This is a genomic window from Microcoleus sp. B3-D2 (genome assembly GCF_036705345.1).
Lineage (GTDB): Bacteria > Cyanobacteriota > Cyanobacteriia > Cyanobacteriales > Microcoleaceae > Microcoleus.
In genome coordinates this window covers 18,809-40,470 of the sequence record NZ_JAUBUG010000038.1, presented here as the reverse complement: position 1 = coordinate 40,470, position 21,662 = coordinate 18,809, and the positions used below count along the sequence as shown (strand labels likewise).

Below are 21,662 nucleotides of genomic sequence, written 5' to 3'. Positions count from 1 at the left end.
AGCAATGTCAATTTACAAGGAGAATTGGTAGCGGGAAACTGGCAAGCAACAGCAGAAACAGATCGCACTTCCATCAGCCGCTTGGTAGATTTGACACTGCCGATTTTAGATGTGGCTTCAGCATTCAATCCCGAAAATCAGCAATCAGCCAATCTCAACAATCTCAAATCCAAAATCCAAAATCTCAAATCGATTGACGGACTGCTATCGAGTCAATTTACAGCATCGGGAAGTCTTGACAATTTGACTGCTAGCAGCATCAATGCCAGCGGCAACGGCAGACTCAATCTTGCCGACAGCAATGTCAATTTACAAGGAGAATTGGTAGCGGGAAACTGGCAAGCAACAGCAGAAACAGATCGCACTTCCATCAGGCGCTTAGGAGATTTAGGATTGCCCCTGTTAGATGTTGGCTTAGCTTTCGCTGCTGACAATCCCCAAACAGTCGCCAATATCAACAATCTAAAATCCAAAATCCAAAATCTCCAATCGCTTGACGGACTGCTATCGAGTCAATTTACAGCATCGGGAAGTCTTGACAATTTGACCGCTAGCAGCATCAATGCCAGCGGCAGCGGCAGACTCAATCTTGCTGGCAGCAGTGTTAATTTAAAAGGAGAATTGGTAGCGGGAAACTGGCAGGGAACGGCAGAAACAGATCGCACTTCCATCAGGCGCTTAGGAGATTTAGGATTGCCCCTGTTAGATGTTGGCTTAGCTTTCGCTGCTGACAATCCCCAAACAGTCGCCAATATCAACAATCTAAAATCCAAAATCCAAAATCTCCAATCGCTTGACGGACAAATATCCAATCAAATTCAAGCCAGCGGCAGTCTTGATAATTCAACCGCCCCCGACATAGGCGTCAGCAGCAGCGGCAATCTCAATATAGGGGACGGTACTCTTGCTTTTAGAAGTAAATTAGAAGGCAGACGCTGGCAAGCTTTCGCCGATGCCGATCAAGTTATTCTCAGTCGCTTAGAACAAACAATCCGCAATACCCAACTCTTTACCCTAGCGGCGACTTTGCCTAAAGGATTTGACGGCAGAGTTAACGGCGAATTCCAAGCAGCGGGCAGTTTGGATAACTTGACAGCGAAGGGAATTAATGGTAGCGGAGAAGGAGTGATTGTGGTCGATCGACTCGGGGCGATCGATACTACGGCCAAATTAGAAAACGGCAACTTGCAAGCATTGCTGGAAACGAACGGAATTGCCGTCAGTAATTTAGAACAAACCCTCAAACAAACAGGTTTGCTGACAGCGGATTTACCGTCAGAAATCGACGGAACCCTCGACGGCCAAGTCCGCATTTTGGGAACAGTAGACAATCTAACCGCCAACGGCATCACCGCCAACGGCGACGGACAAATTCGACTCGCCAACGGCGGAGGAATTGTCAATGCTAAAGGCCGCGCCGAATCGGGGAATTGGCGGGCGTCAATCGAGGGCGAGCAAATTGCTCTAAGTCGCTTCCAGCAAGCCTTTGACTCGCAGCGACAAAGCTTGCAAGCCCAAGGTGTAGTATCTGGTGCCCAAAATCTCCCCCAGCTTGGAGGACTGTTTAACGGCAATATCAATTTATCCGGCCCGATTGTGGCGGGCACGGGGGCACCACCCCTACAAAATGTTCGCGCCGGCGGCAGTTTCCGCATCTCGGAATTGCCGTTTTTGAACCAACCTTTTGAGGCAGTATTTAATTGGGACGGCAAACGGGTGGAAATTGAGAACGCCACAACTCCCGGTTTGACAGCAAACGGCTTTGTTAACGTCGAACTCGAAGGTAAAGGAGGGCCCTCAATTTCCAACTTAGATTTGGATGTCAAACTCGCCAACTTTAACCTGGAAGCCTTACCAGCAGCAGAAAAGTTAGGATTTTTGTCTGCAATTGCGGACAAAAATTCCTCACAGCAAAACCCACCCCTGCGCGGCAATGTAGATTTTACCGGCAGCCTCACCGGAACCCTCGCCGAACTCAGCTTAGTTGGCGACGTGGAAGTGCGGGATTTAGCAGTAAATCAAATCGCTTTTGACCCGGTACTGGCGGGGAGTGTGAATGCGGATGCTGGGAAAAGTGTAGATTTGCGTTTGGCCGGCCGCCAAGACAAAATCCAAGTAGCTTTAAATCCATCTTTTCTGCCGACATCTTTCTTAGTTCAACGCGGGGAATCTGTGGCTAGCGGCCAAACTGAGGGAGAAACTTTGCGAGTTAATTTAAGCGATTTTCCCCTCGCTGCTTTGAATCTATCACCCGGTAAAGAGGCTGGTTTGGGGCCGATAACTGGTACGGTTTCGGGACAAGTAAATGTGCCGGGTTGGAAGATGCCGTTAAATCCGGCGACTTTGCAAGCAAGCGGACAAATTGCGATCGCCCAACCGGCGATCGGCTACATTAAAGGTGACAGTTTCCAAGCCGAATTTAGCTACGCTAACGGCAGCGCCACTCTCACAAATGGCATATTCCGCCAAGGCAGCGGTCAATACTTAATTTCCGGCAATGTTCAAACAGGCGCCAACCCGCAATTTGCCGGGAAAGTTAACGTCCAGCAAGGCAATTTGCAGCAGGTTTTAGCCGCTTTGCAATATTTCAATTTAGGCGACTTGGCTAGAGGCTTAAAACCTCCGGTTTACGCTAGCGCCGCCGACGTGCAAACTGTAGCAGTAGGAGAACCAGAAGCCCCGCTAATTGAACAGTTGCGCCGCTTGGCAGAAATTGAAACAATTTTGCAACAGCAGCAGCAGGCCGTGGAATCATCAGAAAAATTGCCTCCCTTATCCCAATTGCAAGGCACTTTTGGCGCGGAAATTGCTGTCGCCGGTTCTTTGCAAACAGGTGTGCAAGCTCAATTTAACCTCAAAGGCGATAACTGGCAGTGGGGAGAATATGTCGCTGAAAAGTTCAGCATTGAAGGCAGTTTTCAGGACGGGATTTTAACTGTTTTGCCTTTGGAAATTCGATCGGGAAAAAGTGCGATCGCCTTTTCGGGACAACTCGGGCAAAAAGCTCAATCCGGGCAGTTGCGCGTAGAAAATGTGCCAGTGGAAGAGTTAGCAAAAGTGGTGGAATTGCCTTTTGTGGATGTCACAGGAAATTTGAATTTGCGGGCGAATTTGGCCGGCAGTTTGGAAAACCCGCAAGCCACCGGGGAATTGAGTTTGGTTGAGGGCACGCTAAACGGAGAACCGATTAAACAAGCCGACGGCAGTTTCAGTTACAGCAACGCCCGCCTGAATTTTGGCGGCAGCGCTTTGGTAACTCAAACTGAACCGATTGAGGTGCAGGGAAGTTTGCCTTTTGAGTTGCCATTTGCAGCGGTGAAGGCCGACAGCGATCAAATCGATTTGAGGGCAAATTTGCAAAATGAAGGTTTGGCAATTATTAATGTATTGACTCCGCAAGTTGCGTGGGTCAGCGGCCAGGGACAGGTGCAAATTCGCGTGGGAGGAACGCTGCAAGATCCTGTAGCGCAAGGAATTGCGAATTTTGAAAATGCAACCGTCCGTGCGAACGCCTTCCCAGAACCGCTGACAGGGCTGACTGGGACGGTGCGCTTTGAGGGCGATCGTATTCGGGTAGAGGGAATTCGGGGACAGTTGAGTCAGGGAGAAGTTGTCGCCGCTGGCGTGATTCCGCTGTCTGTGCCTTTTGCTGAGGGCGATGTCGATGCGGCTAATCCTTTGGCTGTGAATCTCGACAAGTTAGCACTAAACCTCAGAGGATTGTACCGCGGCGGCGTAGTCGGTCAAGTGCTGGCAAGAGGCACGGCTAGGCGCCCGCAGTTGAGCGGTAATATTGAACTGTACAACGGCGAAGTATTTCTCCGGAGTCCCGGCGGCGGCACAACTGAGTTAGCTTCTTCCTCTTCTGCTTCTGATTCTCCTTCGACATCTTCCCCTTCCCCTGCGACTGAGGTTTCTGCTTCCCCGACGACTGAGGTTTCTCCTTCTCGTGCGACTCCGACTTCCCCTCCCTTTGAAGTTGGACTGAACGATTTGCGGCTGAATTTGGGCCGGGGAATTCGGGTAACGAGTGCGCCGATATTGAGTTTTCAGGCCACTGGGGGCTTGACGGTGAATGGAACTTTAGATGACCTTCGCCCTGTGGGTACGATTCGGTTGACTTCCGGATCGGTGAATTTGTTTACGACAGAGTTTAGACTCGATCGAGGATACGCGCAGACTGCTACCTTTGTACCAGGACAAGGACTCGATCCGACGCTGGATGTGAGATTAGCAACTTCGGTGCAGGAAGTAACGCGGTTCCGCACTCCGGGCACATCTGTAGCCTCTGAAATCGCAGACGAACCGACAAGTTTCGGCAATGTGCGAAGTGTCCGAATTCAAGCGTTAGTGCAGGGAAGGGCTTCTCAGTTGGCGGAAAGTCTGGAGTTGAGGAGCTCTCCGAGTCGATCGGAAACAGAGATTGTAGCGCTGTTGGGCGGCAGTTTCGTGCAGACTTTGGGACAGGGAGACAGTACGCTGGCGATCGCAAATTTAGCTGGTGCGGGTTTATTGAACAACCTTCAATCTGCGATTACTAACGCCACAGGATTGAGCGAATTTCGCTTATTTCCCACTCGGATTAGAGGCAACGAAGTACAAACAGCTAGTTCCAGTTCTGGTGCGGGTTCTCTCGGTTTAGGTTTAGAAGTTGGGTTTGACATCACGCGCAATATTTCAGCATCAATTATTCGAGTTTTGTCAGCCAATCAACCGACAGAATTTACTGTGCGCTATCGATTGAGCGATAAAATCTTACTCAGAAGTTCCAGTAATTTTCAAGGAGACAATCGCGTCACTGCTGAATATGAATTGAGGTTTTAGGCATCAGCCAACAGCCAACTGTCAGCAGTCAGCAGTCATTAATTACCGCGAAGGCAGCGACAGCGGAGTGAACCAATAGCATATTCTGCCATGCCACCGTATATAGCGATCGATATAATACCAATTATGTAGGGAAACGGCATTTTCGTGTCCGGCACTAGGCGCGGCGACTTTTAAAAATTGGCATAAAATTAAGGACTGTAGCAAGACTTTTTTAAATGGGTATAACCGAACATCATAATCGCAATTCCCATTCCCCTTTACCAATTAATTTGCTATAATAATAACAGCAGCAAATTGGTGCTGCCAACCCCGCACACAAGGTTATAGGAGTTAAGTCAGATGGCAAACAAACTCCAAGTTAATACACAGTCGCTCGGCTACGGCGACTTGTACTGGAACCGCTTTAGTCCGAGAGTTGCGACTATCAGCAGTGTCCGCAACGCCAATCATTGGGACGGCGGATTTATCACCTATATTGCATTTCCCACAAAAGTAGAAGCTACAGCAGCAATGAAATATTTGCTCTTGCATCAAAAAGCTGCTGATGTCGATATGCGGAAAGCCAAGCGACTGAAAGCAAAAGGCATTCGGTGGGAACTCAAAATTCGGGGTTTAGCTTTTAATGAAGTGCTGAAGCTTGCGACGATGGACATAGCTGGAAAGCTAGTTATGTCACCTGCAACTACTACTGAAGCCACAGGCTGATAAAAGCATTCAGATAATAGGTTGGGTGGAGACAACAAAACCCAACCCTGCCCATATTTGTCAATATCCATCTTCCTCTCTTTTCTCCTCCTCTGTGTCCTCAGCGCCCTCTGCGGTTCATAAAAAAAATCCTATAAAATATATGCGCTTCATCAGTCCCAAAACAGATTTTGCATTCAAAAAAATATTCGCTTCTTCCGAACATCCAGAAATTCTCATCAGCTTCCTAAATGCAATGCTGTATAACGGAGAACCAACCATCCAAGAATTAGAAATAATTGACCCTTATTCAGCAGGAAGCGTTACAGGATTGAAAGACACTTACCTGGATGTCAAAGCCAAGATTACCGGTAACAAAACCGTGATTGTGGAAATGCAGGTACTCAACGTCGCCGCCTTTGAAAAACGGGTAGTGTACAATGCAGCCAAAACCTATTCTACTCAACTCAAAGCCGGAGAAGGTTATTTAAAGTTAAATCCAGTCATTGCTTTAACCATCACCGACTTTATCTTATTTGAAAACACCGAAAAACTAATCTCTAACTTTGAATTCACAGAAACAGAAGAGAAATTCGTCTATCCCAACTGCGAGTTAAAATTAGTGTTTGTCGAGTTACCGAAATTTAAAAAAGAATTGAATGAACTCGAAAATCTGCCGGAAAAATGGATCTACTTTATGAAAAACGCGCCCTCTTTGGAAGCAGTACCAGATACATTGGGGTCTGTTGAAGAGATTAATACCGCGCTGGAAATTGCCAACAGAGCAAATTTGACGCTAGACGAATTGAATGATGTAGACAAACGAGAAATGTTTATTCAAGACCAAATTGGGTCTGTGATGAAAGGGATAGAAATTGGTCTACAACAGGGAATCGAAAGGGGTAAAATTGAGGGGGAAATAGGATTAATTATGCGTCAGATAGTGCGGCGGGTGGGTGAGGTTACACAGGAAGTTCAAACTCGCATCCAGGGGTTATCTGCGGAACAGTTAGATGATTTGGGAGAAGCTTTGTTGGATTTTAGGAGTAAAGAGGATTTGATCGCGTGGTTGGAGTCGGCGGGATGAACTGATGAGTTAAAAAGAGAGTCGGGGATTTTTAACGCGGATTTAGTAAAATTCCCAATCTCTGCATTCATTTAAACTTTAGTATCTGCGGGAACTTCCCTCTGTACCAGCATCCAACCTAACAGCGCTAAACTAACTCCAAGAGCGAGAAATCCTAAATCCCAAGCTAACTCGTTGATACCGGGTTTGACGTGGTGGATTCCCAAAATTTGATGGTCAACAATGCCTTCAACAAAGTCAAACAATCCAGCACCAATTAATATGGAACCGAAAAAAGTGGGAGTTGACAAAGGAACATCTTTGCGCTTCACAGCACCCCACAAACAGAAGATTCCCGCCATTGTTACCAACCAATCCGCAGCGTGAAACAATCCATCTCCGAGGGTATTTAATTCTAAACCGGCAACAGTAGCATCGGTTTTAACGCTGCTAAACATATGGTGCCACTGGAGGAGTTGGTGCAGCACAATGCCGTCAAAAAAGCCGGATTGACCGATACCGAGGAGAATTCCTGCGATAATTAGAGGTCGGCGGTTGTTAACAGCGGTGGCGGGTGAGTGTGTACGATCGTTCAATAGAAAACCTCAGATACTTTAACTGCTGAGCCTAAGCCTGTGAAGAGATTTCTAAGTAGATTTTTTAATTTTGCTGGCGAGGGCGGGGCATCGCATCATCCGCGAGATAGATTTCTGGAGTGAAGTGCGATCGCGCCTTGATTTTTGATGGATGATTGGGAAAGTGCGATCGCCCTTTTTAAACAAATTATCCGCCTCTAACTTATCCAACGCGAAAAGATTGCCCCATCGCTTGAAATTCTTGAGTCTCTTCCCGCTGTAGCTGCTGTCTAATTTTGGCAAATTTCCTAACTGTTTCCACAGAATACAACCGTTTTCCACAGCTTAGGCAAACTTCAGTGGATACTTTTAAGATAGCAGTATGCTTGCCGCCCCGTAAAAGTTTATCGACTTCTTTGATAACTATTTCACCGCCGCAATAAGGGCATTTTTCTACAGAGTTCATTCGGAATTTATCCTATGCAAATACTGCTTCTACGGCTTTCGGCAATGCGATGGGTACGAAATATGCGACTGGATACAAATAATCTTCACCTGATTCATCAATAACTCGCATAAATTGATGTTCCGCAGCGCGACTATCCGGTATTATTCGATAAATTTTTCGCACTTCCAAGGATGCTTGATAATCTTGATTGTTAATGCAAACTACAAATTGTGTTTCTAAGTTATGGGGATTCATGACTCCTCCTATAAAATATATTTGATTTTGATTTCTTTTTTCCCAAGGCCGTGTGCTTCGTACCAATGTAGTTCAGCTTCGCAGGCTGTACCATCAGTAAGGATAATTGTTGCAATTCCTTTGAGTTTTCTCCAACGTCCATTACCATAATTTTTCTGCAAACGTTCCACTTCCCGAATAGATTTACCTACTGCTATTGTTTCAATATTAGTAATGTTTCCGATAATTTGAAAGTTCATTCGACATTAAACATTATGTTAAAAATTAGTATCACTGGTAGCCTTTTAGCCCAGTCCGGTGAGTGGCAGGTATCGGAAACGTATAACAGGCGCGGTTTCGTGGTTCAAGCTTTGGTTATTATAATCTTCACGAAACTCTGTAACCCTTAGATGTTACACTCTACAAGTCTCGACGCGAGAGAACGACGACTACCCCACAACACCATATAGTCCCCAAACCCCAAAACCCCTGGCAGGTAACCCTCTGGTGCTTGGGTGGGAAATTTTAGATGCTGGTAGTACAACCATGTGTTATTCACGCGCCAACCTACCCGATCGCCAAAAGCTTCCCAAATTTTCTGATCGTATTCTCCGCTTCCTTCCAGACTTTCATAGATGCGTTTCTGCACCGAAAAGCCGAAAAGTCCGTTACTGTATTTTACCCAAAGTTGGTCAATAATTCGTAAGTCTTCACAGGGGAATCGATAGATATCTTCAATTCTGAACCACCTCTCCGATTCTGTTCTGCCTGCTGCTTCCAGCATCTTATTCTTCGTTTCGTGATCCGCCTCTTGCCATTGTTCGCTAGCCAACAGCCGATCGAGTTTACCATAATCGACTCCTTTTGCGGAAATCAAATTAATAGGTTGGGGAAGCATATCCAACCATTTTTGCACTGACTGAGGCCGCTTTGTCTCATCCATTTCCATCCCTTTCATAATTGCCCGATGCACCGCATCGCTAATATTAGGATTAATCTGAAACGGCGGCTTTAAAGGATGATTTAAAGCCCTCAAAAATGCAGCAGTTGGTGGTGTTATCGTTAGCAGATAGTATAGCGTTGCCGCCAGAGCATAAACATCTGTGTACTCAGCAAATCTGCCCATTTCCCCGTACTGTTCGGGAGGCGCAAAACCATGTGTTAATCCCACAGTCATTTGTTGAGTGCGATCTGGAATAAAACCCCGCGCCAAACCAAAATCAATCAAAACTGCATCTTGATTGTCACGCACCATAATATTTTGTGGCTTGATATCCCGATGGAGCAAACCTTTTTCGTGAACAACTATTACGGCTTCTGCCACTTGGCGGATGTAGTTTAAAGCTTCAGTTTCCGACAGAAGACCGCGCCTTTCCACCCATTTCCACAAATCTTCTCCTGCCACATATTCCATCGCAATGCAAGGCAAATTACCGTGAGTGAAGTAGTTGTCTATTTGCACAATATTGGGATGCCTGCACAAAGATAGCAGTAGCGCCTCATCGCGAAATTTGTCCCGATACCGGGCAAAATTTAGATCGCTCAATAATTCATCTTTCAGCGTTTTGATGACAACCCGCTGCCTGTTTTGCGCCTTCTGCGCTAGGTACGTGACCCCAAAGCCGCCCTCACCTAACTTGCCTTCAATGATATACCGATCGCCATTTAATCGCTGCCCCGGTGTCCAAACCATTCTCCTCACCGCCAACCAATATTAATTTTTATCTCGGCCTAGCCTGTATTTTAACTGTATTTTCTAAGTTCGGTTTAGTTCCACCAGCCCAACTTCAGTTCGCCTTCCCGGTGACGGTTGGCTTTTAGTTCGATCGCCCTTTTCCGACATAATTCGATCGACAAATTCGCAGCAATCTCATTAAGAATTCTAAATCCCAAAACCTCTTTGCCCAAACTGACCCTTTCTGTGCAAACCTAAAAAACAGCAGACACAATTTTATAAACTCTAATTACAGAACACTAGCAACCAGTTATGCAAACTCTGCCGAACCCCACTAAAACCCCCACCACCGAACCAACCTTCGACACCACCATCAAACGCCGCAAAACCCGGCCAGTCCAAGTCGGTAGCGTCACCATCGGCGGCGGCAACCCCGTCGTCGTACAGTCGATGATTAACGAAGACACCCTCGACATCGACGGTTCAGTCGCAGGAATTCGGCGCTTGCACGAGATAGGCTGCGAAATCGTCCGCGTCACCGTGCCCAGCATGGCCCACGCCAAAGCTTTAGCCGAAATCAAGCAAAAATTGCACGCCACCTACCAACCCGTGCCCCTCGTGGCCGATGTCCACCACAACGGTATGAAAATTGCCCTCGAAGTGGCCAAACACGTAGACAAAGTGAGAATCAATCCCGGACTTTACGTGTTCGAGAAGCCGAAAGCCGACAGAAGCGAATACACCGACAGCGAATTCGCCGAAATTGGCGAAAAAATCCGGGAAACTCTGGAACCTCTGGTGATTTCCCTGCGCGACCAAGGCAAAGCTTTGCGAATCGGCGTCAATCACGGTTCCCTCGCCGAACGGATGCTGTTTACCTACGGCGACACCCCCGAAGGCATGGTAGAATCCGCCCTGGAATTCATCAAAATTTGCGAATCCCTCGACTTCCGAAATATCGTAATTTCCCTGAAAGCCTCCCGCGCGCCGGTGATGGTTGCTGCTTACCGCTTGATGGTGCACCGGATGGACGAACTCGGCATGGATTACCCGCTGCATTTGGGCGTCACGGAAGCAGGAGACGGCGAATACGGCCGCATCAAATCCACCGCAGGCCTCGCACCGCTGCTGACTGACGGTATCGGTGACACCATCCGCGTCTCGCTGACAGAGGCCCCAGAAAAGGAGATTCCCGTCTGCTACAGCATTCTGCAAGCCTTGGGACTGCGGAAAACGATGGTTGAGTATGTCGCTTGTCCTTCCTGCGGTCGCACTTTGTTTAATTTAGAGGAAGTATTACATCAAGTGAGAGAGGCGACAAAGCATCTCACGGGTTTGGATATAGCAGTAATGGGCTGTATTGTCAATGGCCCGGGAGAAATGGCTGATGCTGATTACGGCTACGTCGGGAAGCAACCGGGTTATATTTCGCTGTACCGGGGCCGGGAAGAAATTAAGAAAGTGCCCGAAGACCGAGGCGTGGCAGAATTGATTGACTTGATTAAATCGGACGATCGCTGGGTTGATCCTTAGCCCCCGAAGAACAGGCAAGATGCCTGTTCCACAAAACATCAAGTTTCTTGTGGGCCGTTGCTCCTAGCCCGTCAGGAACAGGCAAGATGCCTGTTCCACAAAACATCAAGTTTCTTGTGGGCCGTTGCTCCTAGCCCGCCCTGAATAGAAGTCGGCAAAGTGGAATAATATATGTACGCCAAACGCGAGCCGGCCTTGCCTGTGTTAGATTGAGCGTAATTATTCTGAACTCTTTTCCTCCCGCGCGTCAGACAAATGGTTATAACAAAACGAGGGCTTGTTCTAAGCGCAGCAGCGGTGGTACTCACTGCTGTAACTCTTGCGAACACTGGTTGCAGTTCTAAATCTCTGGCTTCTTTTCGGGGAAGCCCTAAAGAGTTGGTTGATGAAGTTTGGCAAATTATTGACAAAAGTTATGTGGATGGCACTTTTAACCAGGTTGACTGGAAAGCGGTGCGGAATGAATATTTGAACCGGACTTATACCAGCGACGAGGAAGCTTACAAAGCAATTCGGGAAATGCTGAAGAAGCTGGACGATCCTTATACGCGGTTTATGGATCCTCAAGAGTTCAGAAATATGCAGGTTGACACTTCTGGGGAACTGACAGGAGTTGGGATTCAGTTGACTCAAGATGAGGAAACCAAAAAGTTGGTGGTGATTTCGCCGATCGAAGATACCCCGGCTTTTACTGCTGGTATTCTGGCAAAAGATATCATTACTAAGATTGACGGCAAGAGCACAGAAGGCATGGATACGAATCAAGCGGTAAGTTTGATTCGCGGCCAGGTGGATACTGAGGTGACGCTGACTATTTTGCGGGGAAGCAAGGAATTAGAATTTAAGCTGAAACGCGCTAAAATAGAAATTCATCCCGTGCGGAAGTCGGTGCAGAAAGCTCCGATCGGAGAAGTCGGCTATATTCGCTTAAATCAGTTCAGTGCGAATGCTGCATCGGAAATGCGATCGGCAATTAAGGATTTGGAACAGAAAAAGGTAACGGGCTATATTTTAGACTTGCGTTCCAATCCCGGCGGGTTGCTGTACGGAAGTATTGAAATTGCTCGGATGTGGCTCAAAGAAGGTACGATCGTCTCGACGGTCGATCGAGTCGGTGAGGCCGATAAACAAACTGCAAATAAGGCAGAGCTCACAGACAAACCGTTAGTTGTACTGGTAGACGGCGGTTCAGCAAGTGCTAGCGAGATTCTATCCGGTGCTTTGCAAGACAACAAGCGCGCGGTTTTGGTGGGAACAAAGACGTTTGGTAAAGGTTTAGTTCAGTCAGTACGCGGCGTGGGAAATGGTGCCGGTTTGGCGGTGACAATTGCCAAGTATTTTACTCCCAAGGGCACTGATATCAACAAGGCCGGGATTGAACCGGATTTTAAGGTAGAACTCACCGAGGCTCAAAAACAGGAATTGAGGCGCGATCGCGATAAAATCGCTACAACGGCAGATCCGCAGTACGCGAAAGCTATGGAAGTTTTGACACAGCAAGTTACTGGTAAAACAGGGAACAATAAGGCGGAGTCGAAACCGAATGCAGCGCCACCTAAACCAAATGCAGCGCAAGCAAAACCGAGTGCAGCACCTTCTAAATCTAAATAGAAAACCTGTGTAAGGTTCCAGTTAAAAAAAAGCATTCGGGGGAAGATTTACGGCTAAAAGCCAAGATTTAAAACTCGAATGCTTCGCTATTTTTTGCAATGCGTCCCGTGCAACCGAAATTTATATAATTCATCGGCGTTAATCTGTGTTAATCTGCCCTCATCTGCGGTAAAAAAAAGAGAAGGTATTAACCGCAGATGACAATGGATTGACCCTGATTCACGCAGAGGTCGAGAAGAGAGATATGAATAATTCCGCTGCTAACAGATTTGATATCACGTTAGCTTTCGCGATGCGGAGGAAAGTAATAGTAATTCGTCATTGCGGCTGGCATTTGCCGGCGCGAATTAATCCGATGCGGCGGGCAATGGCATCTTCGGCAGAATCGTAAGGACCCCACTTTTCAATAATACTGGGGTTTTGTTCTTCAAGTTGCGCGATCCTCTGCGAGGGCTCCGCCAACGGCAAAATTTCGCAATTACCGACAGGACGTTTGACAATATAAAATTTTGGTGTTTCTGTCATAGCTAAATTCGTCACAAAAAAGCTGGATACTAACTAGGCAATTGGCTCATTATATCAAATAGGGAAACGGCAATGCCGTGTCTCAAGTGTGTCTTAGCATTAAAGTCGCAGTCCTACAGTAGTTCAAACCCCTCCCGGGCTGCGGATTTAACCGCCTGCAACTAATAAGAATTAAAAAAAACTAACACTTTTGGAAGATGCCACAATATTTATCTATGATCAAAATATAGACATTTGTCTAAACAGTGCATTCAACCATTTCAGAAGTGGCGAAATATTCTAATCAATACCAAAAAAAACCATGCAATTTCTACCCAAAACAATCCCCGAAATTCAACCAGAAATCATATCAGTTAAAGAATCACCGCCAGAACTTGTTACTTTCGATGTCGGCGGGATGAAATGTGCCGGCTGCGCGAAAGCTGTGGAACGCCAACTCATGCAATATTCAGGCGTAATTTCAGCTTGCGTTAACTTAGCCGTAGAAGTGGCGACGGTTGAGTGTCAACCGGGGACTGTCGATGCAGAGGCTTTAGCGAAAAAGTTGACTGATAATGGATTTCCCTCTCAGTCTCGTTTAGGTGAAAATCAGCGGGAAGCAGAAGCGGCAACAATTGAACGGCGACAGCAAGAAATTCGACAGCAAATCAAGCAATTGACGATCGCCCTGATCCTAATTATTTTATCCGGTTTAGGTCACGTACTCGGCACAAAAGCTCCAATTCTCAGCAATATTTGGTTTCACTGGGGACTCGCCACCCTAGCTTTGCTGCTACCGGGCCGCCCGATTATCGTTGACGGGTGCCGCAGTTTGTGGCGAAATGCACCCAACATGAATACTTTGGTAGCTTTAGGCGCTGTCACAGCTTACACGGCTAGCAACGCGGCGCTGCTGTTTCCACGGATGGGATGGGAGTGCTTTTTTGACGAACCGGTGATGCTGCTGGGTTTTATTTTGTTGGGCAAAACTCTCGAACAGCAAGCCAGACGGCGCGCTGCATCAGCTTTACAAGCTTTAATCGCATTGCAGCCGGCGAAAGCCCGCTTAGTTGATTTTAAACTCCCGAGTTTAGATTTGCGATCGCAAGAGTTGCCTTTAAATTCCACATCAGAGGTCTACGATCCACAATACATTGAAATTCCCGCCGATCGCGTCCGAGTCGGAGAATGGCTGCAAGTTTTGCCCGGGGAAAAAATACCGGTAGACGGCGAAATTTGCGAAGGCAAAACAACCATAGATGAGTCGATGCTAACTGGCGAATCAATGCCGGTTTTGAAGCAACCAGGAGATACAGTTGCGGCGGGAACTATCAATAAATCCGGGGCAGTTGTGATGCGGGCAACTCGCACGGGTAAGGAAACAACTGTAGCTCAAATGGTGGCATTGGTGCAGGCAGCCCAAACTCGCAAAGCGCCGATTCAAAATTTAGCTGATACTGTCGCCGGATATTTTGTGTATGGGGTAATGGGGATATCGGTTTTAACTTTCCTATTTTGGTATTTTGCCGGGACTCATATTTGGCCTTCTGTGCTTTTAGGACAAGGGGCAATGGATATGGGACACGGGGCAATGAATATGGGGCAATGGGCATCGGGCATCGGGCATCGGGCATCGGGCATGGTAAACCAATTACCAATTACCGATTACCCATTACCAATTACCCATTACCAATCTCCTTTATTATTAAGTTTGAAATTGGCGATCGCAGTTTTAGTTATTGCTTGTCCTTGCGCTTTGGGACTGGCTACCCCAACTGCAATTTTAGTCGGTTCTGGCATCGGGGCGGAGCGGGGACTTTTAATTCGCGGTGGTGATGTTTTAGAACGGGTGCATCAATTAGATACGGTGGTTTTTGACAAGACTGGCACTCTGACAACCGGAAATCTCACACTCACAGATTATTTGCCGGTTTTCCAGAATTCGGAGTGGGATTTGAATTCAGATATTAATGTTGGCAACAGGCAAGATGCCTGTTCCACAATTGATGGGGTTTCTGGCAACAAACAAGATGTTTGTTCCACAATTGATGGGGTTTCTGGCAACAAACAAGATGCCTGTTCCACAATTGATGGGGCTTCTGGCAACAGGCAAGATGCCTGTTCCACAATTGACTCAAAACTGCTGCAAATTGCGGCGGCGGTGGAAAGGGGCGCTTGTCATCCCATCGCCGCAGCGATTTTGCTGGAAGCTCAACAACAAGGTTTGCCGCTGCTAGCTGCTGAGGATTTCTGCACGGAACCGGGCTTCGGGGTTTCTGCTTTGGTGGAGGGCCGACGGGTGTTCGCGGGGAATGCTGAGTGGATGAAGAAGCAGGGGGTCGCTGTGGCGACGGAATTGTCGGGGTCTTTGCAAGGCAAAACGGCGGTTTACGTGGCTTCTGGGGGCGTTTTGCTGGGGGTAATCGGGCTAAAAGATACTCTGAGGCCGGATGCTAAGGCGACGGTGGAACGTTTGCGGGGCATGGGATTGCGGGTGATGATGCTAACGGGGGATACGGCGTCGGCGGCGGCGGTGACGGCGCAGCAGCTAGATTTGACGCCGGCTGATGTTTTGGCCGAAGTGCGGCCGGATGGGAAGGCTCGGGCGATCGCGACTTTGCAAGCCCAAGGCTGTAAAGTGGCTGTGGTGGGAGATGGCATCAATGACGCCCCGGCTTTGGCTCAAGCTGATGTCGGTATCGGTTTGCACTGCGGTACTGATGTCGCAGTTGAGACCGCTCAAATTGTGCTGATGCGAAATGCTTTGATGGATGTTGTTGAGTCGATCGAGCTGGGGCGCGCTACTTTCAACAAGATTCGCCAAAATTTATTTTGGGCTTTTGGTTACAATACTCTGGGAATTCCCGTGGCAGCGGGTATCTTGCTGCCTGCAACCGGAATTCTACTCAGTCCTGCGGCGGCCGGAGCATTTATGGCGTTTAGTTCTGTTAGCGTGGTTACAAATTCTTTGTTTTTGCGCCGGGGATTTCGAGCTTAAATTGAGGGCTTGTAGATCAAAGTCGGAGGTCATATCGTTTCCGGTTGCACTGGTGACCATATAAAGGACACGGCAGTGCCGTTTCCCTACCTGGATTAATTGTAGGGAAACGGCACTGCCGTGTCACAAGCTGTGAGTAATATTAATTTCGATGCTACCGGATTTGCTCTCACCGGTCATTAGCTGGAAACTAATGACTAATGACCTCATCTCAAGACGGATATAAGCCCCTGACACTAAAAGTGGAGAGCAAAGAAGTTTCGAGATTAGTTCGAGGCCCCAGATTCATCTGTGGAGTCAATCTAAAATCTAAAATGTAAAATCGACTGACTGATGGCTACAGTGCCATACTTTCCAAAAGTCGCCAGTTGTTGTTGTTCATAATTGAACGACTCACTAGCTCGAACATTTGACGGCAGTGGTTGTTGGTTTGCAGGGGCAGTTCTTCGTTTTTAATCACGAAGTTCATGCGAACCTCTGAGTCGCTGGCCGTGTTTTTCTCAATTAGGACTTCTGCGGTGACAAGTTTGGCAATCGAAACTTGACCTGGGAGCTCGCGAGCCATGACCGAATCTCCTGTATTGTAGATAATATCAAGATTGCATGACTCTAAAATTTCAATCAGGGACTGACGGAGACGGTCGATCGGAACGGCAACGATAAAAAAACCAGTATAGCGAGCCATAGACAACTCCAGCCGTGAGGCATTTAGACTTTATTATCATACCGAACCTAGAACAGATGCACAGAACAATATGGATTTATTTTATTCAGGTGGAAAGTTAGGGCAATGAAAGGCAAACTGATCGTGTTTGAGGGGGTTGAAGGTGCCGGTAAAACTACGCAAATACAGCGCTTGATACAGTTCCTGCAAGCAAGTTGCTTTCTGAGAGTCCGCTTGGTGGCTACTCGCGAACCGGGGGGTACTGAGCTGGGAAGGGGACTGCGACATTTGCTGCTGAAACAAGATGGGGGCGAATCTGTATCCGATCGAGCAGAATTACTCATGTACGCTGCCGATCGCGCTCAACACGTCGAAACTTTTCTCAAACCCGAGTTATCGAAGGGAACGATTGTTTTATGCGATCGCTTTACTGACTCTACGATTGCTTATCAGGGCTACGGCCGCGGTCTTAACTTAAATTTAATTAAGCAGTTGAATGACATTGCCACCGGAGGCTTGGAAAGCGATCTGACTTTGTGGCTGGATATTAATGTGGAGGCGGGTTTGGCGAGGGTAAGGGCCCGGGGAGGGTGCGATCGGATCGAGCAAGCAGATTTGAAGTTTCACCGCCTTGTACAGCAAGGTTTTGCGGAGTTAGCCGAGGAAAATAAATCTCGAATTGTCCGGATAAATGCCGATCGCCCTGAATATGAAGTCGCTCAGGAAATTCAAACTATTGTAACTAGCAGGTTAGAAGCTTGGGGATATTTAAATAATACCTCTTCTGAAAAATAGCCCTAGATAATGTGTAGAGACACGGCAATGCCCTGTCCGGCTCCAAGAACTTACAATTTAACATTCTTAACTCAAAACAATTATTTAGCAGTCCCTTAAACCACAATAACCTTTTAGTATTATAGCAGCCGCGCCGACGGTTAGGATGTACTTAATTGCTAAAACCCTAGATTTTCTTCCTTCATCCTTCATCCTGATATCCGTTACATCCGTTACATAATCCGTTGCCGAACTTCCTTCTTCCGCAAACATGAATTATTTCACATCATTAATCGGACAAGAGCAAGCAGTAGAATTGCTAACCCAAGCAGTCGAGCGCAACCGAATTGCTCCTGGTTATTTATTTGTCGGATCTAACGGCATCGGCAAAAGTTTAGCTGCTCAGTCTTTCATCGAGCTTTTATTCTCAGCCAATCTTCCCGAAACCCGACTCATAGCCTCTGTACAAAATCGCGTGCGGCAGCGCAATCATCCAGACTTACTCTGGGTAGAACCAACTTACATGAGCCAAGGCAAACGGCTGTCGCCAAAGGAAGCAGAGGAAGCAGGTTTAAAGCGGAAAGCACCACCACAAATTCGCTTAGAACAAGTTCGAGAAATCGGTGATTTTCTCAGCCGACCGCCGCTAGAAGCTGGGCGTTCTGTCGTAGTTTTGGAACAAGCAGAAACAATGGGCGAGGGAGCCGCTAACGGCTTGTTGAAGACATTGGAAGAACCGGGAAAAGCTGCGCTAATCTTAATTGCTCCGACAGTGGAACTTTTGCTGCCCACTTTGATTTCGCGTTGCCAAAAAATCCAGTTTTCTAGGCTGAATCCCCAAGCAATGGCACAAGTTTTGCAGCAAGCCGGATTCGCAGAGATTTTGGATCATCCCGAGGTACTGGGGATGGCTCAGGGCAGTCCTGGGGAGGCAATTGCTATTTGGCAGCAACTGCAATCAATACCCGATGATTTGCTGCAAAAGGTGAAGCAGTTGCCTCAAAATCTGCGGTCTGCTTTGGAATTGGCAAAGGAAATTGATAAAACTTTAGATACTGAATCTCAGTTGTGGTTAATCGATTATTTACAGCACTGTTACTGGCAACAATTTTTGGCAGGGGGAATTAGTCGATCGCCCTTAGAACCCTTGGAAAAAGCGCGACAATATTTGTTAAACTACGTACAGCCGCGATTGGTCTGGGAATGCACAATGATGGGAATATGTCAAGCATAATTTAGTGCCAAGTTTTATCCCAATACGATGAGTAACACAATGGAAAAAGCCACATTTGCAGCCGGTTGTTTTTGGGGAGTTGAACACAAGTTTCGCGCCGTTGCGGGTGTTGTCTCAACTGCTGCGGGCTATACAGGAGGTCACTGGCCGAACCCGTGCTACCTGGATGTTTGCGCCAGAGTGACTGGTCACGCTGAATCTGTGCTGCTAGAGTACGATCGATCGCAGGTGAGTTACGAAGCACTGCTAGATGTATTCTGGAACTGTCACGATCCAACCCAAATCAATCGCCAAGGCCCCGACAGAGGCGAACAGTACAGGTCTGTAATTTTTTATCATAATTCCGAACAAGAAAAAGCTGCTCGCCTCTCCAAACAAAAATTGCAAATTTCCGGTAAATACGACAAAGATATTGCTACCGAAATCAAACCTGCTGGTGAATTTTATATGGCCGAGGATTACCACCAGCAATATATTGAGAAGAAGCGACATTCGTCAAAAGTTATTAGTTAACAAGTAGGCAGACCCCACAAAAAATAAAATATGGTAGGGGCGGTAAGGCAATTATCTATACTAGCGACCCGTTTATTATTAATGCAAAACTCTGCCTCCCCCACGCCATCTTTATTTCACCTACTTAGTAATAAATCATTAGTCATGAGATAGTGTTTGGTAGGGGCAATCCCTCGGTGGTAGCCGGATTCTATGGGGATGCGGCACAAGTCTCAGCTTTGAAAATTGCCAAAAGAAATATAGATGCGGGGCGGGGAATGCCACTCTGAAGAAGAGCGAGCGCGTTTTAAACAGCTTGTTACGCAAGTCATAATATTATAAAAATGCTGTACTAGCTGGGCGCGTAAGACCCCAACAATTTTGAAATAAAGCCTAAATGAAGATTGAGAATTTCTGTTTCAATTTTCTTGAGTAATCCCGGTTTTTGCATCCCGGACTTTAGTCATTAGTCAGCAATTAGTAGTCATTAGTCAGATGACAGAAGGAAAAGGGAAGAATATCTAGTTTTGCCGTATTGCTTGTTTATTTGCTAAGCTAAAGGTGGCGCTCTGTCATCAATAAACTTTAGATTTATGCACAGGTTATTAACTGGGAAACTGCGAATAGAGTATTTAACAATACCAATCACTAATCTTCCAGCAAATCTATCCGGTATTAAAATTGTACAGCTTACTGACTTTCACTATGACGGGGTGCGGCTGTCGGAATGGTTGCTAGAAGAGGCGATTGCGGCAGCAAATGAAGCCGAACCCGACCTGATTTTTTTAACTGGTGACTTTATTACCTACGACCCCGCACCTATTTACACCTTAGTGCAGCGATTAAAAAATTTGCAAAGTCGGGTGGGAATTTACGCGGTTTTGGGCAATCACGACCACTATTGGCCGAGGGCAAAAACAGAGGTTACTAATGCTTTAAATAGCGTCGGGATTCGGGTTTTGTACAACGAAGCAATCTATCCTTTGGGGTCAGAATTGGCTTTAGTTGGGTTGGCAGATTTTTGGTCGGGCGATTTTGCGCCTAAACCTGTAATGGCATCCATAAATCCCGCGATTCCTCGGATTGTCTTGTCTCACAATCCCGATACTGCTGAAAAGCTGCAAAATTGGCGGATTGATTTGCAGTTGTCTGGGCACACTCACGGCGGTCAAATCGTTATTCCCGGTATCGGCCCTTTGTACGCTTGGGTCAGAAAAATTGGCTATTTGATTCCTAAACGAATCCGAAAGTTCATTCCTTTGCTGTCGGCTTCCGATCGAGTAGTTACTCACTGGGAATGGGCTAGCGGTTTGCATCAGGTGGGGAGTAATTTGCTGTACGTGAATCGGGGTTTGGGAACTTATTCGCCGGGAAGGCTATTTTGTCCCCCGGAGGTGACAGTAATTACTTTGGTTTGTCAACCTACGTAAAGGCTGGTTTAGGGTGCATACTTTCCCGATAATAGACAGGAAGAGGGAAGTTCGGCAACCGATTCTGTAACGGATGTAACGGATGTCAGGAAGAGGGAAGAGGGAAGTTCGGCAACGAGCACTGTACAAGATGTAACGGATGTAATGGATGTCAGGAAAAGGGAAGAGGGATTTTTGTACAATTGCTATTATTTTTAATTTGCTTCTCCAAAGCGATAGCCTCTGCCGTAGACTGTGTGAATTAGCACGGATTCGCCCGGGGCTTCTATTTTGCGGCGCAGCAGGCGGATTTGAGCGGCTAATACATTGCTGCTGGGTTTTTCTGCTTCACTCCACAAATACTGGTGGATTTGTTCGTGTGTTAGCAATTGACCCGTATGGCGCATTAAGTATTCTAATAACTGACATTCTTTTTCAGATAAGTCAATTGTGCGATCGCTCCGATAAGCTAATTGATTGTCGTAGTCTAGCTGTAAATCTGCAACTTGCAGCCGCCCGACAGCAACCTCGGCATCAATAGTAGGAGGCCGCCGCAGTAATGCACGGACTCTGGCTAGCAGTTCTCGCAGTTCAAAAGGTTTGACCAAATAGTCGTCTGCACCGGCGTCGAGTCCTTGTACGCGATCGTCTACGGTATCTTTGGCGGTGAGAAATAGCACTGGCGTACTCCGTCCTTGCGATCGCAACTTCTGGCAAATTGCCAGTCCGGTTTGTCTCGGCAGCATCCAATCCAAAATTAGCAAATCGTAATTGCCCTGCATTGCTAAATTGCTGCCACTTGCTCCGTCAAATGCCACATCAACTGTATAACCTTCGCGGGTTAAGACTCGACTCAAAGGGTCAGTTAACTCAACTTCATCATCAACTAAAAGAATCCGCATCCTGATTTCAAACTTGAGATTTGAGATTTTAG

General features: G+C 47.0%; 19 protein-coding genes. 10 read left to right on the top strand and 9 right to left on the bottom strand.

Annotated elements, in window-relative coordinates; genetic code table 11:
* The 3 genes from QUB14_RS15795 to QUB14_RS15785 all read left to right on the top strand — a co-directional run.
* A partial coding sequence (locus QUB14_RS15795; protein WP_333297241.1) for a translocation/assembly module TamB domain-containing protein occupies positions 1-4,824 on the top strand: 4,824 nt, incomplete at its 5' end.
* Between the two features lie 342 nt (positions 4,825-5,166).
* A complete protein-coding gene (locus QUB14_RS15790; RefSeq protein ID WP_333217857.1) occupies positions 5,167-5,532 on the top strand; it encodes a hypothetical protein in 366 nt (121 codons plus the stop codon).
* Positions 5,533-5,674: 142 nt separating this feature from the next.
* The gene (locus tag QUB14_RS15785; RefSeq protein ID WP_190733890.1) at positions 5,675-6,598 is read left to right on the top strand and encodes an Rpn family recombination-promoting nuclease/putative transposase; all 924 of its coding nucleotides are present in this window, start codon (positions 5,675-5,677) and stop codon (positions 6,596-6,598) included.
* Positions 6,599-6,669: 71 nt separating this feature from the next.
* Here QUB14_RS15785 and QUB14_RS15780 read toward each other — a convergent pair whose 3' ends face one another.
* From QUB14_RS15780 to QUB14_RS15755, 6 genes are all read right to left on the bottom strand, one after another.
* On the bottom strand, positions 6,670-7,173 hold the full coding sequence (locus tag QUB14_RS15780) for a DUF2243 domain-containing protein (RefSeq protein ID WP_333217856.1): 504 nt from the start codon (positions 7,171-7,173) through the stop codon (positions 6,670-6,672).
* 202 nt (positions 7,174-7,375) lie between these two features.
* Positions 7,376-7,618, bottom strand: coding sequence for a YgiT-type zinc finger protein (locus tag QUB14_RS15775; RefSeq protein ID WP_333217855.1), 243 nt, complete (start codon positions 7,616-7,618; stop codon positions 7,376-7,378).
* Between the two features lie 12 nt (positions 7,619-7,630).
* A complete protein-coding gene (locus QUB14_RS15770) occupies positions 7,631-7,855 on the bottom strand; it encodes a hypothetical protein (RefSeq protein ID WP_333217854.1) in 225 nt (74 codons plus the stop codon).
* An 8-nt stretch (positions 7,856-7,863) separates the two neighbouring features.
* The gene (locus tag QUB14_RS15765; protein ID WP_333217853.1) at positions 7,864-8,094 is read right to left on the bottom strand and encodes a hypothetical protein; all 231 of its coding nucleotides are present in this window, start codon (positions 8,092-8,094) and stop codon (positions 7,864-7,866) included.
* 146 nt (positions 8,095-8,240) lie between these two features.
* On the bottom strand, positions 8,241-9,527 hold the full coding sequence (locus tag QUB14_RS15760) for a serine/threonine-protein kinase (protein WP_333217852.1): 1,287 nt from the start codon (positions 9,525-9,527) through the stop codon (positions 8,241-8,243).
* Positions 9,528-9,601: 74 nt separating this feature from the next.
* Positions 9,602-9,727: a hypothetical protein gene (locus QUB14_RS15755; protein ID WP_333297238.1), complete on the bottom strand. Its 126-nt coding sequence runs from the start codon at positions 9,725-9,727 to the stop codon at positions 9,602-9,604.
* A 94-nt stretch (positions 9,728-9,821) separates the two neighbouring features.
* Here QUB14_RS15755 and ispG point away from each other — a divergent pair, with 94 nt between their 5' ends.
* Positions 9,822-11,042 carry a (E)-4-hydroxy-3-methylbut-2-enyl-diphosphate synthase gene (ispG, locus tag QUB14_RS15750; protein ID WP_333217850.1) on the top strand — a complete coding sequence of 407 codons (1,221 nt, stop codon included), beginning with the start codon at positions 9,822-9,824 and terminating at the stop codon, positions 11,040-11,042.
* 255 nt (positions 11,043-11,297) lie between these two features.
* A complete protein-coding gene (gene ctpC / locus QUB14_RS15745; protein ID WP_333217849.1) occupies positions 11,298-12,653 on the top strand; it encodes a carboxyl-terminal processing protease CtpC in 1,356 nt (451 codons plus the stop codon).
* A gap of 318 nt (positions 12,654-12,971) precedes the next feature.
* Here ctpC and QUB14_RS15740 read toward each other — a convergent pair whose 3' ends face one another.
* On the bottom strand, positions 12,972-13,178 hold the full coding sequence (locus QUB14_RS15740) for a DDE transposase family protein (protein WP_333217848.1): 207 nt from the start codon (positions 13,176-13,178) through the stop codon (positions 12,972-12,974).
* A 301-nt stretch (positions 13,179-13,479) separates the two neighbouring features.
* On the opposite strand from QUB14_RS15740, the gene QUB14_RS15735 reads away from it, so the two are divergent.
* Positions 13,480-16,155 carry a heavy metal translocating P-type ATPase gene (locus QUB14_RS15735; protein WP_333217847.1) on the top strand — a complete coding sequence of 892 codons (2,676 nt, stop codon included), beginning with the start codon at positions 13,480-13,482 and terminating at the stop codon, positions 16,153-16,155.
* Positions 16,156-16,492: 337 nt separating this feature from the next.
* Here QUB14_RS15735 and QUB14_RS15730 read toward each other — a convergent pair whose 3' ends face one another.
* A complete protein-coding gene (locus QUB14_RS15730; protein ID WP_190659999.1) occupies positions 16,493-16,840 on the bottom strand; it encodes a hypothetical protein in 348 nt (115 codons plus the stop codon).
* Between the two features lie 105 nt (positions 16,841-16,945).
* On the opposite strand from QUB14_RS15730, the gene tmk reads away from it, so the two are divergent.
* The 4 genes from tmk (at position 16,946) to QUB14_RS15710 (ending at position 20,749) form a co-directional block, all read left to right on the top strand.
* A complete protein-coding gene (tmk, locus tag QUB14_RS15725) occupies positions 16,946-17,614 on the top strand; it encodes a dTMP kinase (RefSeq protein ID WP_333217846.1) in 669 nt (222 codons plus the stop codon).
* 250 nt (positions 17,615-17,864) lie between these two features.
* Entirely contained in the window at positions 17,865-18,827 is a 963-nt protein-coding gene (locus QUB14_RS15720; RefSeq protein WP_333217845.1) for a DNA polymerase III subunit delta', read from the top strand.
* 39 nt (positions 18,828-18,866) lie between these two features.
* Positions 18,867-19,340 (top strand): peptide-methionine (S)-S-oxide reductase MsrA, encoded by a 474-nt coding sequence (gene msrA / locus QUB14_RS15715; protein WP_333217878.1) that lies wholly within the window; start codon positions 18,867-18,869, stop codon positions 19,338-19,340.
* 572 nt (positions 19,341-19,912) lie between these two features.
* Positions 19,913-20,749, top strand: coding sequence for a metallophosphoesterase (locus tag QUB14_RS15710; protein ID WP_333217844.1), 837 nt, complete (start codon positions 19,913-19,915; stop codon positions 20,747-20,749).
* 194 nt (positions 20,750-20,943) lie between these two features.
* Here the strand turns inward: QUB14_RS15710 and rppA are convergent, their stop codons facing one another.
* Positions 20,944-21,630 carry a two-component system response regulator RppA gene (gene rppA / locus QUB14_RS15705; RefSeq protein ID WP_190659991.1) on the bottom strand — a complete coding sequence of 229 codons (687 nt, stop codon included), beginning with the start codon at positions 21,628-21,630 and terminating at the stop codon, positions 20,944-20,946.
* Positions 21,631-21,662 lie beyond the last annotated feature (32 nt).

Excerpts from the sequence above, each read along its gene's own strand:
- tmk (WP_333217846.1), top strand. The coding sequence starts at position 16,946 with ATGAAAGGCAAACTGATCGTGTTTGAGGGGGTTGAAGGTGCCGGTAAA.
- msrA (WP_333217878.1), top strand. The coding sequence starts at position 18,867 with ATGGAAAAAGCCACATTTGCAGCCGGTTGTTTTTGGGGAGTTGAACAC.
- ispG (WP_333217850.1), top strand. The coding sequence starts at position 9,822 with ATGCAAACTCTGCCGAACCCCACTAAAACCCCCACCACCGAACCAACC.
- QUB14_RS15740 (WP_333217848.1), bottom strand. The coding sequence starts at position 13,178 with ATGACAGAAACACCAAAATTTTATATTGTCAAACGTCCTGTCGGTAAT.
- QUB14_RS15765 (WP_333217853.1), bottom strand. The coding sequence starts at position 8,094 with ATGAACTTTCAAATTATCGGAAACATTACTAATATTGAAACAATAGCA.
- QUB14_RS15710 (WP_333217844.1), top strand. The coding sequence starts at position 19,913 with ATGCACAGGTTATTAACTGGGAAACTGCGAATAGAGTATTTAACAATA.
- QUB14_RS15770 (WP_333217854.1), bottom strand. The coding sequence starts at position 7,855 with ATGAATCCCCATAACTTAGAAACACAATTTGTAGTTTGCATTAACAAT.
- rppA (WP_190659991.1), bottom strand. The coding sequence starts at position 21,630 with ATGCGGATTCTTTTAGTTGATGATGAAGTTGAGTTAACTGACCCTTTG.
- QUB14_RS15785 (WP_190733890.1), top strand. The coding sequence starts at position 5,675 with ATGCGCTTCATCAGTCCCAAAACAGATTTTGCATTCAAAAAAATATTC.
- ctpC (WP_333217849.1), top strand. The coding sequence starts at position 11,298 with ATGGTTATAACAAAACGAGGGCTTGTTCTAAGCGCAGCAGCGGTGGTA.
- QUB14_RS15735 (WP_333217847.1), top strand. The coding sequence starts at position 13,480 with ATGCAATTTCTACCCAAAACAATCCCCGAAATTCAACCAGAAATCATA.
- QUB14_RS15775 (WP_333217855.1), bottom strand. The coding sequence starts at position 7,618 with ATGAACTCTGTAGAAAAATGCCCTTATTGCGGCGGTGAAATAGTTATC.
- QUB14_RS15760 (WP_333217852.1), bottom strand. The coding sequence starts at position 9,527 with ATGGTTTGGACACCGGGGCAGCGATTAAATGGCGATCGGTATATCATT.
- QUB14_RS15730 (WP_190659999.1), bottom strand. The coding sequence starts at position 16,840 with ATGGCTCGCTATACTGGTTTTTTTATCGTTGCCGTTCCGATCGACCGT.
- QUB14_RS15720 (WP_333217845.1), top strand. The coding sequence starts at position 17,865 with ATGAATTATTTCACATCATTAATCGGACAAGAGCAAGCAGTAGAATTG.
- QUB14_RS15790 (WP_333217857.1), top strand. The coding sequence starts at position 5,167 with ATGGCAAACAAACTCCAAGTTAATACACAGTCGCTCGGCTACGGCGAC.